This window comes from Salinimicrobium marinum, from assembly GCF_014651535.1.
Lineage (GTDB): Bacteria > Bacteroidota > Bacteroidia > Flavobacteriales > Flavobacteriaceae > Salinimicrobium > Salinimicrobium marinum.
This window is the reverse complement of sequence record NZ_BMXB01000006.1, coordinates 128,401-142,330: the sequence shown is the minus strand read 5'-3', so window position 1 is coordinate 142,330 and position 13,930 is coordinate 128,401. Positions and strand designations below refer to the sequence as shown.

The window sequence follows — 13,930 nt, the reverse complement described above, 5'->3', positions numbered from 1 at the left end:
TGAGGCCAGCAAGGAGAAACTTTGCTGAAAATGGAAGGCTTGTCGACCTCGCATTGGAATAAAAAATTGAAAAGGAACAGAATGCATATTTTTGTTGAACAAATAAATAATCCTATTTTAAACAAGAAAATGATCCTGTAGCGTATGAATTTAATGTCTATCGTTTTTTCGATTGCCATCCTGATGACCTTTTCAGGAGTGATATTCAAGAAACTACAAACAAACTCCGTCACAGAACCTTTTTTAGCGCTTATTTTCGGAATCATGATAGGACCAGATGTATTGAACCTTATTAAATCTGCTCCTCAAAAGGAGGAATTTGAAATCCTCAAAATAGCCTGTGAATTTACAATTGCCATTGCTCTGATGGCAACAGCACTAAGGTTACCTCAAAAGTTCTTTAAAAAAAATTTGACAACCCAATCAAACCTCGTCGTTTTCGGAATGATCTTAATGTGGCTTTCGAGTGCAGTGGTTGCCTATCTGGTGCTGCCGTCGTTGTCCTTCCCGGAATGTTTGCTTTTGGGGGCTATTGTCACGCCCACCGATCCAGTAGTAGCTTCTACCCTCACCACCGGAAAAACAGCTAAGGAATATTTGCCGGGCTTTCTCCGCAATAGTCTTTCTTTTGAAGCCGGGGTAAATGACGGGCTTGCTTATCCTATTGTTTTTCTTTCCCTTTTCATGGCAGGAGCTGCAAGTTTTGGATTTGAGGAATGGTTCACCAGGGTTCTTCTTTATGAAAATATACTCTGTGCAATTCTCGCATATATAGCCGGAAAGGGTGCCGGTTCTATGATGAAAAAGGGACATAAGGCGGGGCTTATGAGCAACAAATCCCTTTTCTCCTACTCCCTGGCTGTCACTTTTGTGTTGTTAGCCGGTTTCAATCTACTTAAGATGAATGGAATAATTGCAGTTTTCGTGGGAGGATATGCTTTTGCACAAGACCTTACCAACCACGAAGATCTTGAGGAAGAAAAGGTGCAGGATGCAATGGAACGAATAACTACCATTCCTGTGTTCTTCATACTTGGTCTTGTGCTTCCATGGCAAGAATGGTACCTCCTGGGATGGAGTGCCGTTGTATTGGTTTTACTTATCCTGTTTCTAAGACGTTTGCCCGCTTTGCTCATCTTAATGCCTGCCCTGCCGTTGTTCCGCAGTAAAATTTATTCCGGTCTCCTTATGGGCTGGTTTGGACCGATAGGAGTAGCCACCCTCTATTACGCAATTCACATGAAGGAGAAATCCGGTCTTGAAGAAGTATGGGTAATACCCAGTTTATTGGTGGTGGCTTCTACTATCATTCATGGCCTTACCAGTGTTCCGCTGGAAAAACTTTATTTTCGGAAAGCTGGAAGGGCCAATGAATTCTCTTAAGAGAATCCATAATTCAAAAGTGTACTCAATGGAACCACAAATTTTATTTAGTGGTAATTTAACTTACAGAAACTTTAAAAAATCGAAAAATGACAAAAGGCAAACAGATTCTTTTTTATTCCACTTTATCTGTGGTGGGAATCTATTTTTTATTTCTTGGACTTAGCAATGCAAAAGGTTTTTTAGCACCTTTTCTTACTGCTATTATCCTGGCTTTAGTAGTTCTGCCTCTTTCCAGGAAGATGGAGCGAAATCATATCAATCGTACCTACGCTTCTTTGATCAACACTTTGCTTCTGTTCCTGTTATCCCTGGGCTTTCTGGTATTATTATCACTGCAGGTACGGAGCTTTATTAATGACTGGCCAAAGATCGAAGAAACTATGACTCCAAAGGTAGAGCAATTCAAAAACTTTGTATTTGATCATACCCCTATGACAAAAAATGACCTGGAACAATCCGACAGTGGTAGCGGAATTCCCTTCGTTGGCTCCGGTAGCAACCGTGGAAAACAGGCTTTAGGTTTCTTTAGTAAGAGCATTGGGTTTATTGGTACGTATTTACTAACGCTCATCTATATATTTTTCCTTCTGAATTACCGGAAAAGATTTAAAGAATTCCTGCTAAGATTATTTCCTGATGAAAAAAAGAAACAGGTGAAGGAGGTAGTCCGAAAATCAGCAGAAGTAGCCCAGGATTACCTGCTGGGAAAATTAATCCTTATTGGATTGCTGGCCGTGGTCTATTCTATTGGATTGGGATTTTCAGGGGTGAGTAATTTTATACTGGTGAGCATCATAGCGGCTTTACTTACTTTGATTCCATATGTCGGGAATATCATAGGCTTATCTTTGGCGATGGCTTTTGGATATCTCACTTCCGGCGAAATGGGTGTACTAATTGGAGTACTTATTACTTTTACAGTTTCGCAGTTCCTGGAAAGTTATGTTTTACAGCCTTACGTGGTAGGCGATAAAGTGGATCTGCATCCATTTACTGTTATTGTAGTGGTGGTGCTGGGAGGTGCATTGTGGGGTGTTATTGGAATGATCCTCGCTATTCCTGTCATGGCTATCGTAGCAGTCATTTTTCAGCATATTCCGCCTTTGCAGCCTTTCGGATTTTTATTCAGCAGGAAGAAATCATCAGATTAAAATTTTAAATAAGGTATTTATTTTATTTTATATTTAATATAATGATTGTAGACAAAAACCCCAGGAATTTTACACTTCTTTATCATTAAAAATGACCTTAATCATAGCAACGATGGAGGCAGAATAAGTACCTTTGGGTAAATTCAATGCAAAGCTTGAAAAACTTTCTCCATACAACATTAGTGTTTACTTGTTTGGCGGCAACTTTACTCTACAATGGGAGGTTTTCATTTTTGGTTTCTTTTTACCATTTAAACAATAAAAGTTTTACGGAATTATTCTGTGAAAACCAGGATAAGCCCGAGATGGAATGTAACGGAAAATGTTATTTGACTGAAGTAAGCAATGATAATCAGCAAGAGAAAAATGATTCTCTCCTGAACAATTTTCAGAAGGAAATAGCTTTTTTCCTGAATCTTTCAGAAATCAGCAATGAACCTTCTTTGACTGAAACAGTTTATTTTCCGGAGTATTTCTACTTTGAGACCTATAAATTTTCATTTGTTCAAAACTGCTTGCGCCCTCCGGAGCAGGTTTCCTAACATAGTTCTTTCATCGATTCATACATCATCCGGTCCTCATAACCGGACAAGGAAACCTATACTTAATTTAAACAAAATGAAATTCAAATATTTTTTCAGCCTTTTACTATTGGCTGGCTTAACCTCCTGTTCTACAGATTCAGAAGAGGTAATACCAGATAACGAACTGGAAGGTTTAGTAAAGATCCAGACTATCCAAAATCATACACACAAATTGGAGTTGTATTCTGCCAATGGAGATTTGCAGGAAGGGTATAATAAAATAGTTTTTAATCTACAGACATTGGATGGACGGGAAATGATCTCTGATGCTGAAATCCAATGGAATCCCATGATGCACATGGAATCCATGGCACATTCGGCTCCAAAGTCGGAAATAAACAAAAGAACAGAAAATCTGTACGAAGGATACATCATCTTTACAATGGCAGAGAATGAAATAGAATACTGGAGCATTGATTTTGATTATACTATAGATGGAGAAGTTTTTTCTCTTGAAGCTCCAATTACTGTTCTGCCGACTGAACGGCAAAAAGTAACTTCTTTTATGGGATTGGATGATAAGCGTTACGTGTTGACATTGGTGGAACCCACAGATCCCGAAGTAGCGACTAACGAAGTAACAATAGGTCTTTTTCAAATGGCAAACATGATGGAATATCCTGTGATGGATGGCTACCGGATCTTGATCGACCCCAGGATGCCCGGAATGGGAAATCATTCTTCCCCGAACAATGTTCACCTTACGAGATTTGCTTCAGATGATTTTTACCACGGAAAACTGAACCTCACAATGTCCGGTTACTGGAGAATAAATCTTATTCTCCATAATGAGCATGGGGAAGTAGTAAAAGGGGAACCTGTAGATGAAATCAATGAGTCCAGCAGTCTTTATGTGGAACTGGAATTTTAATTCCGGAAATGAGCTGCAGGAACTTTTTCTGTTTCTGCAGCTTTCAAGAACTCTGCAATGAAAAAAATACTATTTACCGTTGTTCTGTTTTTCTTAGGCATAGCAACTACAACCGCTCAGGAGAAAGAGCAGGTTACGACAGATTCTGTTTCATTGAAGGAAATCATCTTGATTGGCAAAAAGCAAGATGTTTCCGGAAAGGAGCCCAAACCCCTGGCAACTTTAGATGAATACCTGGAGAAATCTTCAAAAGTTGATATGATCAAAAGAGGGGCTTATGCCTGGGAACCGATGATCAACGGAATGACCACTGAACGCAGTGTAATAACCATCGACGGAATGCGCATTTTTAGTGCCTGTACAGATAAAATGGATCCTGTAACATCTTATGTGGAGATCAGCAATTTATCAGAAGCCAGCATCAGCAGCGGACAAATGGGTGCTGAAAACGGTGCTACTATTGGTGGGGGAATTGACCTGAAACGGCAGAAAGAAGGCTTTACCAATAGGAGATGGAATGGAGGCTTGAGTGCCGGTGGGGAATCTAACGGAGGGGTGAAAATAGCCGGTTTTGATCTTTCTTATGGAAATGATTCCTTCTATTTCAATTCAGATTTTATGTACCGCGACGCTGAGAATTACTTTGCCGGCGGCAATGAAGAAGTGAGGTATTCACAATTTACCAAATATAATTACTCAGGAATCGCTGGTTTTAAAATTTCCAATCATCAAGCGGTAGAGGGATCAGTTATTTTAGATAGAGCTATAGATGTGGGTTATCCGGCGCTTCCTATGGATGTTTCTCTTGCGCAGGCTGCTATAGTTTCATTGATGTACGAACATCACCAGCCTGTTGATTTCATAGAACACTGGGAGACGAAACTTTATTTCAACAGCATTGAACACCAAATGGATGATTCTGAACGAACAAATGTACCGGTGAGAATGGATATGCCTGGGTGGAGTGATACCTACGGATATTATTCCAAAGCCAAAACTACTTTGGGAAATCACGGGATAAAGGTCAACATCAACGGATTTTATAACAAATCTTTAGCTGAAATGACTATGTATCCCAATGATCCTTCAGAAAAGGAAATGTTCATGTTTACATGGCCCAATGTTCGCACCCTTTACAGTGGCATATTCCTGGAGGATCATATTTCTATTAATGAAAAGTATTCTTTGCAGCTTTCTGGAAGTTTGGGTTCCCAGATGAACGAAATTCACGATCCATCAGGATTGCAGAGTCTCCGGATATTTTATCCTGAAATGGAAAAATCCAAAGCTCGTTTGTTGCCCGGATTCAATTCACGATTTCAAACAGATTTCAGAAATTGGAATTTTTCAGCAGGAGTCGGATATGGAGAACGCGCTCCTTCTGTTTCTGAAGGCTACGGATTTTATCTTTTCAACAGTTTTGATGGATTTGATTACATAGGAAATCCGAATCTTGCCAAGGAGAAATCTATTGAACTTAATGCCGGTGCGGGTATGAAACGTAAAGAATGGAAAGCAGAAATCAATGGAAGTTATTTCCACATCATGGATTATATTATCGGAAAACCAGATTTTACCCTTAGCCCAATGACTATAGGAGCAAACGGAATAAAAGTTTATGAACAGTTGCCTTATGCTACCATTTTCCACGGAGATTTTTCTGTTTCATATAAACTTTTGAATAATCTCAATTGGAATGGGAAAGTGATATACAATCGGGGAAGAAGCCACAATAAAGAAATCCTGCCCCTGGTGCAGCCTTTGAGCTACTTTTCATCTCTTGAATTTAGGAGCGGGCTTTTTTCTATGGAAACTTCTATAGACGGAGCTGTAGAAAAAACGGAATTCAGCCGGGAATTTGGTGAGAGCGGAGCACCTTCTTATACAGTTGTAAACATTTCTGCTTCTAAGGTAATGTATGTACACCAACAGAAATTGATCCTGAAACTAGGTGCTGAAAATTTGTTTGATGCATTTTACTATACGTTCTCAGACTGGAATAACATTCCGAGGAAAGGACGCAACCTTTTTATTAATCTGAAATATTTCATTCAATAGGATTTACTAGTGGAAATATGAAAAATCGGAATTAAAAAATGATACTGCCGCTCAATTTGAACTACTCAAGTACAAATCAGACGGTAAAAAATGTTAAAGATGTCAGATTCGAATATAGTAAAATTGTAATTCCCTCAGAAGCGCAGCAATAGGGTGATTTCATGATTTTTCGTTCCTTTTTCTCCGCTGAAAAGCCGGTAAAGGCAGTGTTTACCGGCCCTTTTATTATTACCATTTCAAATAATATCATCTTTTTATTATTCTATTCGGTGTAACTTATTTAACTGAAAAACTTGTCACTTCTATTCCATTTCATTTTCTCCCATTGGTTTTTAATCACAACAAATCAAACCTGCTCAAAGTGAAATATTAAAAAGTACTTAATATGAAAAAGTACTTAATATGAAAAAGTAATTAATGAATAGATTTCACACCAGGTTAATTTATAATCAACTAAGAATCAATTTTTTAAAAAATTTTTAATTACATTTAATGAACCTGTATTAAAAGATAGTTTTCTCCCCAAATTTTGCATGATTAGAGAAAATCCTATTAAACATTAGGATAACACTAGTTGAATTCTTCAGCTAAAAAGACGGAATTAAACTTTCCAAAGCGAAAAAACTAAATAAGAATAATCATGCCGATATACATGGACCGTCACAATGTTTCTGAAGGCGTAACTGCCGAAATAGTGGCAGACCTACATCGCGAGGATTTAAAAATACAGCACAGATATAATTGTAAAGGCTTGACATATTGGTTTGACGATGAAAGAAAAACAGCTTTCTGCTTATACGAAGCTCCAAATGAGGAGGCAATAAAAGAAATGCATGCTAAAGCCCACGGTCAGGTTCCGAACAAAATCATTGAAGTAGATCGTTCTGTTGTTGAATCCTTCTTAGGACGCATAGAAGATCCGGAAAAATCAAAAAAAATCACCTTAAACATTATTAATGATCCTGCATTTAGAACTATTATGGTTGTGGGAATAAAGCCGGGATCACTAAAACAAGCCCTTGACAAAGAGATAAATTTTACTATTGCCCGGCAACAAAAATCTATAACCGACAATATTACCTTGTTCAAAGGAAGACTTGTAAAACAAAATCCTGATCATTTCTTAGTTTCTTTCTATTCTGTAACCAATGCAGTGTTAAGTGCCTTAAAAATTGAATCTGAATTCAATAAAGGAATTGGAGGAATCGATAATTCACATACCAGACTTCATATTGGCTTGAATTCAGGAATACCGGTAGACCAAGCAAATGGATTGTTTGAGGACACTTTAAAAGCAGCATATTCATATTTTGACCTGGTCAACGCAACAGTGGTTTTATCATCTGAAGTGAAAGAATTGTATGAAAGCGAAAACATGAACCTTCCTACCCTTCCAGCAACTATTGTTGCACTTACACCGCCGGAAGAAAAATTTTTAAAAGGGCTGGTAGAATTTACCGAGCGGGAATGGAGAAAAACTTGTTTTACTACCGATGAATTTAGCCGACATTTCGGATATAGTAAATCCGGTCTCTATCGAAAACTTATGGCCCTTACAGGAAAATCACCAAATAATTATCTTAGAGATTACAGGCTACGCATGGCCCTCTCATATTTGAAAAAAAAGGATCTCAATATTTCTGAAGTAGCTTTTGAGACAGGTTTCAATAGCCCTGCTTATTTCTCGAAATGTTTCCATGAAACCTTCGGAATCCTACCCTCCCATTATATGAAATCAATAAATTCTTGATTCGAACATCTTTCATCCCAAGAAATATCTGAAGTTTTTTAGCCTCACTCTCTATTTAATGGCATTGACTCAAAATTAGTATTTGTTGAGCTAAAAGTAGACTTGTATTACTTGACCTAAGTTTAAATTTGATAATAGTTCAAAATCAAGAATCTTGTTGTTAAAAGGATGGTGCAATAGGATACATGAATATCATCCTTTAAATCTTAAAACAGTACGATTATGAAAATTTCAAGAGAAAACATCGATGTAAAAATGAAAATACCAGGGGCAGTAATTCGTCAGCAGACAGATTTTGGAGACGCCTCGGGATTAGGCAAAATTAGTGCAGAATACTTCAGTCTATCTGCGGGACTGGACACCACTTCTCTTTTCATTGGTCTAGAAGGAAATTTATGCCAGAGCCCTCACTGGGGCTATGTTTTAAAAGGACAAATAACCACCACTGATGCTGCAGGAACCAGGGAAACTGTAAATCCGCAGGATCTCTTTTTTTGGGCAGCAGGTCATAATGTATCAATAAATGAAGACGCTGAAATCATCATGTTTAGTCCTCAGCATGAACATACTCAGGTAATTAACCATATGATCGAAAAAACAAAGGAGTAAGCGCTCTGCTGTATATCCACCATATTTTGGCTTTTATAAATGTGTCAAAAATTCTTTGATGTATAGCATCCAGCGACATTCCATACGGTCGAATTTTCAAATCTTCAAATAAAATTTTTATGGTAACTACACTAAATCAAACTGTAAAAGAATTGAATCCTTCTACAATTGAAGGCTTCAAAAAAGAATTAAGAGGCAAAATCATTATAGCTTCCGACAGCCAATATGATGAAACTCGTAAAATTTTTAATGCAATGATAGACAAAAGGCCGGGGATGTTTGTTATGTGTGCTGAAGTGGCAGATGTAATTGCCTCTGTGAACTTTGTCCGGGAAAATAATCTTTGTGTTGCCATTCGGGGAGGTGGTCATAACGGCGGGGGGCTTGGTCTCTGTGACGATGGACTGGTAATAGATTTATCGGGAATAAAATTTGTTCGCGTAGATACTTCAGACAATACAGTACGGGTAGGTGGCGGAAATCTATGGGGGGAAGTAGATCACGCAACCCATGCCTTTGGCCTTGCTGTTCCTGCAGGGATTATTTCCTCAACAGGAGTGGGCGGCTTGACCCTTGGAGGCGGTGTCGGCTATCTTTCAAGAAAATACGGCCTCACCATTGACAATCTCGTGGAAGCAGACATGGTTTTGGCTGACGGTTCGTTCGTTACGGTAAACAAGGATCAACATAAGGATCTATTCTGGGCCATAAGAGGTGGTGGCAGTAATTTTGGAGTGGTGACTTCCTTTAAATTTCAGGGTCATAAATTAAAAACAGTTATAGGCGGACCCACTTTATGGCCTATTGAAAGAACTGAAGAAATTATTGAATTTCTTGATGATTTTATTCATAAAGCTTCTGAGGATATGAATGGTTTTATAGCCACTATGGTAATTCCCGGAGCTCCTTTCCCGGAATATTTACATAACAAAAAATTCTGTGGAGCCGTCTGGTGCTATACGGGAGATCCAAAAAAGTTTGATGAGATATTTCAATGCATTAGAGATAAAAATCCAATTTTTGAACATGTAGGTGAAATGCCTTATCCAGCCATACAGACTATGTTTGATAGCTTATATCCACCGGGTTACCAATGGTACTGGAGGGGAGATTTCTTTAAAGAGTTGAACCCTGATCTCCTGGAACAACATTTCAAATTTAGCTCAAAAATACCTACAGCATTTTGTACAATGCATCTCTACCCCATAACAGGCGCGGCGAGCAGAGTTGGACAAGAAGAAACTGCCTGGGCCTACCGGGATGCAAAATATTCGGGGGTAATTGTGGGTGTAGATCCTGTTGCTGGGAACAAGAAAAAAATAAGTAATTGGTGTAAAGATTACTGGGAAGCTATTCATCAATATTCTGCCGGAGGTGCATATACAAACTTCATGATGGATGAGGGACAGGACCGTGTAAAAGCAAGTTATAAACACAATTACCAGCGCCTGGTTGAGATCAAAACTAAATTTGACCCCAATAACCTGTTTAGAGTTAACCAAAACATTGTGCCTTTAATACCTTCTGAAAGTTTAATATTAAAGGAAGGATAGATGAAAAAGATTAGAGAAGTGACAACTACGATAACCAAAAAAAATAAATTATAACCCTACTTATAACATATTTTTCAGGCAATTCCACCAGGGAAAGCCGTCACCTGCTCTAATTTTTTGTAAAAGTAATTTTTTTTGGAAAGCTAAATTTGATCACTTAGTGAACGTACGGATTTTTGAAGTAAACGTTAGACCCGTAGCTTAAGCAGGATGGTAGTTCCCTGGTTTTTTTCAGAAATTATTTGTACTGCTTCTTCAATGCAATATCCAAGCAGTGCTAAGCGCTCTTTTACCAAAGTAACCCCTTTAGAGGTATGCGCTTTAGTTGCAGGATTCTGAGAATACCCAATACCATTATCTTTTATTCCGCATTCTATACGATCATCTGAAAGTTTCCTAAAGGAAATGTTCAAAGAAGGATCTCTAATACTTGCAGGAAAAGCGTGAACAAAAACATTTTCCACAAAAGTCTGCAGTAACATGGTAGGGATTTCAACATCATATTGATCGATAGCAGGATCTATATCAATATTCACATTAATTCTGTTATTAAAGCGGGTATTTTCCACGCGGATATAGGATTGCAGATATTCAACTTCTTCTATTAATAAGATAGTTGGCTTGGTACAGTGATCCAGATTTAACCTGATCAATTTGGCAAAATCACCTAAAAAAATGGTGGCATTGTCTATATCGCTTTCCATAATGTAATACTGAATTGAATTCATTGCATTAAAAATGAAATGAGGATTCATTTGCGCCAGGAGTGCCTCCATTTTAGTTTCTTCAAAACGTTTCTGGATCAATCCTTTTTGTTCCTCGAATTTCCGGGTCTGCAGTATTTGAAATCTATAGATACTATAAACCCCTAAAAGTATTCCCCCTATGAGCAGTAAAATAAACCACCATGTTTTCCAGAAAGGAGGGTGTATTGCTATTTGTATTAACGATTGAGTATAGCTTAAACCGGTACTTTCATCTGAAACTTTAACGTCTACCTTATAATTTTCTGTGGGTAAAGAGGCAAGAAATATTTCTGGTCTGGAAGATGGAAGGCTCCAGCTCTCATTTTCATTTAACCTGTAATGGTAGTTTAATTTGTGTGGATAAGGATGCGCATTCGTACTAAATTTCAGCAATATGGTATTTTCGTCATGTGACAGGTTTAAAGTTCTCTCCTGGCTGAATGGGTACTGCGAAGTTTTATTGTTGTTGATGTAAATTTCCTCCAGTTCTATTTGATCTACCAAAGCCTTTGTATCAATAATCTCGTCAAGATCCATTGTGTAATACCCGTTATTGCTTCCTATTGATAAGGTCTTTTGAATCACTCTGGCACTTAATAAAGGTTGTTCCAGTCCCTGTTCCTTATCCAGGAAAATATACCTGTTGTTTTTATAAAGGGTTAAGCCTTTTTCCGTTCCAATGATCAAGGTTCCCTGGTACTGTTTCAGAAAAGAGATGGAATTCCCCCGGATTTCAGCCCGTGGTATTTTCCTCAAAATTTTAAAGGATGCTCCATCGTTCACAATAAAAACATCACCGAACTCATTCGAAAGTGCAATATGGTCCCCTAAAGGCGTAATGTGTTTTAATTTTTTTTCATCCCAGATCTCATTTTTCAAATAAGACTTGAATTTATTGTTTTCCCATACATAAAGTCCGGAAAAAACGGACAGGAAATAGGTTTTATTCCCTAGTCGTAGACTATTTACCACCATCGTGGGCGTATGAGGATCCTCCTGCTTATAATGAGTATATCCAAAAGCATCTAAGTCATTATATATCCTGACCCCTCCATAGGGATTTGTTTCAATAAGATTCCCGGAGGACGTAAAATTGATTTCTTCTGAATGCAAGGGTAAATAATGAAGCAATTCTCCCGAATCTTTAATAGCATATATCCCGATATTCGTATTTATCCAAAAAACCTCTTCAGATACTTTTATATCATAAAAACCAATATCCTGAGCCTTTGTAGAATAATCCAGTTCATAAAATCCATCCTGATGTTCCGGTAAAGGAATGCTGCTGTTGGAAACGTAATTTTCCTGCCATTCTTTTAACTGCTGCAACGTAATCTTTTGTTCACGATTTGCCCCTTTTACAACGATTCCGTCATCGAATAGCACTGCAGAAGTTCTTTTTGTGCTAGCGAATCCCAGGATATCCTTTCCTTTTATTTCACTAAATTTTATCTGCGGATCTAAAGCAATCTCAAACAGTCCCGCATCTTTGGTTCCTGCATATAGTTTTTCAAAGTTTAGGTCGTAAGCAAGAGAAATTACTTCTTTACTATAAACATCAAATTCAGAAGCCCTTGAGATCATCTCGTCATCCACCAGTTCATAAATTCCCCCGTCACTATCATATATACCCCAGGCCGCCGCAAAAATTCTGTGGTTGCCGGTTTTAACATGATCCCAGATCACTGAAGTTCCCAGTTTTTTTTCTGAAACAGGAAAATTTTCTTTTACATAATCAGGTAGTGATTGTTTTGTATAATAACCCTTATTACTGCTGTAAATACTATCCTTATCCACTAACACAGAATAAATGAACTTATGATCGTTCACTTTAATCAGGGCTGACTGGCCATTTTTATTCTGAATTTTAAAGATTCCTGAATTATAGGTGACGACGTAAATTTGTTCTCTGTGTTTAAAAAAATCCTGAACCCTGAAAAGTTCATCTCCAGCGGGAAGTAGTAAAGAATGTACTTTAAAAGTATTTATGTCGATGAAGGAAACACCATCGCTGGTTCCAACAAACATATAATTTTCAGAAGAAAACAGCCTGGTAATTTCATTGTGAACCAATCCATCTTTTTCTGAAATAACCTTAAACCTGAACCCGTCATAAATGCTGATACCTTCACCATAGCTTCCAAACCATATTTTTTTATTGTTGTCTTCTGCAATGGCCCAACAGCTGTTTAAAGCTAATCCATCCTCTTCAAAAAAATAATTGAATACGTCATTTTCCTTTTTAACCACCCCGTTTTCAGTACCAATCCATAGCACATTATTACTGTCTATAAGTAATGATCTAACGGCATTATTAGGCAACTCGTTGGCTGCAGTATAATTTCTAACTGGATAATTTTGAGAAAAAGCTAAATTAAACCACAGTAGAACTAAGAAGAAGGATTTAATGGTTTTGCAGGATGGCATTGATAAATTCTTCTTCTTTTCTGAAAGAAACAGGAAGCTTCTCTCCATTAGTTAATTCCACTTCTTTATTGGCTTTATGATACCTTACCACATAATTGAGATTAAGAACATAGCTTTTGTGAATTCTTTTAAAAGAATTCTCTGGTAGTATTTCTTCTACATATTTTAAGGTTTTGGCTGCCATTTTAGTGGAACTGTCAATTTTTTTTATGGTGCAGTAATTACTTTCAGCTTTACAATATAGAATCTGATTTGCATGAATGAGTTCAAAACCTTCAACTGTAGGAAAAGCAATTTTGTTTACCTGTTGATCATTCACATTCAGGTTTTCAAGTAGTAACGTCAATTTTTTTTGTGCAGAACTGCTCTTGCTTTTATTCTCGAACTTTTTCACAGCATCGGTTAATTCCAGACTATTAATGGGTTTTAATAAATAGTCCAGTGCACTGCGTTTAATGGCTTTAATGGCAAATTGATTATAGGCAGTGGTAAAAATGACTTCAAAATCTATTACATCAAAATTTTTAAATAATTCAAAGCCATTCTTCTCCGGCATTTGAATGTCTAAAAAAACAAGTTCGGGTTCGTATTTCTTTATTGCAACCACCCCAGAATCTACAGAACTGCATTTTTCAACAACATTAAATTTATTAGGAAAACATCTGTCCAGGGTCTTTTCTAATAAATTTTGTGCATTTATTTCGTCATCAATAATTACTGCTTTTATCATAAAATCTATCTACTATTAAATGTCAAATGTATAACCTCTTTCTCTTCAAAGAAAATAATAATACA

9 protein-coding genes are annotated in these 13,930 nt (G+C 37.4%); 7 read left to right on the top strand and 2 right to left on the bottom strand.

The annotated features are described in order from the left end of the window. Positions 1 to 153 precede the first annotated feature (153 nt). The 7 genes from IE056_RS09775 to IE056_RS09745 all read left to right on the top strand — a co-directional run bounded on the left by IE056_RS09775 (position 154) and on the right by IE056_RS09745 (position 9,962). On the top strand, positions 154 to 1,383 hold the full coding sequence (locus IE056_RS09775; protein WP_189604528.1) for a cation:proton antiporter domain-containing protein: 1,230 nt from the start codon (positions 154 to 156) through the stop codon (positions 1,381 to 1,383). Positions 1,384 to 1,472: 89 nt separating this feature from the next. Further along, positions 1,473 to 2,537, top strand: coding sequence for an AI-2E family transporter (locus IE056_RS09770; RefSeq protein ID WP_189604527.1), 1,065 nt, complete (start codon positions 1,473 to 1,475; stop codon positions 2,535 to 2,537). Between the two features lie 618 nt (positions 2,538 to 3,155). Then, a complete protein-coding gene (locus IE056_RS09765) occupies positions 3,156 to 3,992 on the top strand; it encodes a hypothetical protein (RefSeq protein ID WP_189604526.1) in 837 nt (278 codons plus the stop codon). A 57-nt stretch (positions 3,993 to 4,049) separates the two neighbouring features. Then, the gene (locus IE056_RS09760; RefSeq protein WP_189604525.1) at positions 4,050 to 6,050 is read left to right on the top strand and encodes a TonB-dependent receptor plug domain-containing protein; all 2,001 of its coding nucleotides are present in this window, start codon (positions 4,050 to 4,052) and stop codon (positions 6,048 to 6,050) included. Between the two features lie 640 nt (positions 6,051 to 6,690). Further along, a complete protein-coding gene (locus tag IE056_RS09755) occupies positions 6,691 to 7,800 on the top strand; it encodes a nickel-binding protein (RefSeq protein WP_189604524.1) in 1,110 nt (369 codons plus the stop codon). Between the two features lie 222 nt (positions 7,801 to 8,022). Beyond that, positions 8,023 to 8,409 (top strand): cupin domain-containing protein, encoded by a 387-nt coding sequence (locus tag IE056_RS09750; RefSeq protein ID WP_189604523.1) that lies wholly within the window; start codon positions 8,023 to 8,025, stop codon positions 8,407 to 8,409. A 119-nt stretch (positions 8,410 to 8,528) separates the two neighbouring features. After that, positions 8,529 to 9,962: an FAD-binding oxidoreductase gene (locus tag IE056_RS09745; protein WP_189604522.1), complete on the top strand. Its 1,434-nt coding sequence runs from the start codon at positions 8,529 to 8,531 to the stop codon at positions 9,960 to 9,962. A 188-nt stretch (positions 9,963 to 10,150) separates the two neighbouring features. Here IE056_RS09745 and IE056_RS09740 read toward each other — a convergent pair whose 3' ends face one another. Both IE056_RS09740 and IE056_RS09735 read right to left on the bottom strand, forming a co-directional pair. Further along, positions 10,151 to 13,135, bottom strand: a complete 2,985-nt coding sequence (locus IE056_RS09740) for a sensor histidine kinase (protein WP_189604521.1) — start codon at positions 13,133 to 13,135, stop codon at positions 10,151 to 10,153. Further along, positions 13,113 to 13,865 (bottom strand): LytR/AlgR family response regulator transcription factor, encoded by a 753-nt coding sequence (locus tag IE056_RS09735; protein WP_189604520.1) that lies wholly within the window; start codon positions 13,863 to 13,865, stop codon positions 13,113 to 13,115. The genes IE056_RS09740 and IE056_RS09735 overlap by 23 nt, the downstream gene beginning before the upstream one ends. Positions 13,866 to 13,930 lie beyond the last annotated feature (65 nt).

Bases quoted from the DNA above. Each gene is read 5' to 3' on its own strand.
- IE056_RS09765 (WP_189604526.1), top strand. From the start codon at position 3,156: ATGAAATTCAAATATTTTTTCAGCCTTTTACTATTGGCTGGCTTAACC.
- IE056_RS09745 (WP_189604522.1), top strand. From the start codon at position 8,529: ATGGTAACTACACTAAATCAAACTGTAAAAGAATTGAATCCTTCTACA.
- IE056_RS09735 (WP_189604520.1), bottom strand. From the start codon at position 13,865: ATGATAAAAGCAGTAATTATTGATGACGAAATAAATGCACAAAATTTA.
- IE056_RS09755 (WP_189604524.1), top strand. From the start codon at position 6,691: ATGCCGATATACATGGACCGTCACAATGTTTCTGAAGGCGTAACTGCC.
- IE056_RS09740 (WP_189604521.1), bottom strand. From the start codon at position 13,135: ATGCCATCCTGCAAAACCATTAAATCCTTCTTCTTAGTTCTACTGTGG.
- IE056_RS09775 (WP_189604528.1), top strand. From the start codon at position 154: ATGTCTATCGTTTTTTCGATTGCCATCCTGATGACCTTTTCAGGAGTG.
- IE056_RS09760 (WP_189604525.1), top strand. From the start codon at position 4,050: ATGAAAAAAATACTATTTACCGTTGTTCTGTTTTTCTTAGGCATAGCA.
- IE056_RS09750 (WP_189604523.1), top strand. From the start codon at position 8,023: ATGAAAATTTCAAGAGAAAACATCGATGTAAAAATGAAAATACCAGGG.
- IE056_RS09770 (WP_189604527.1), top strand. From the start codon at position 1,473: ATGACAAAAGGCAAACAGATTCTTTTTTATTCCACTTTATCTGTGGTG.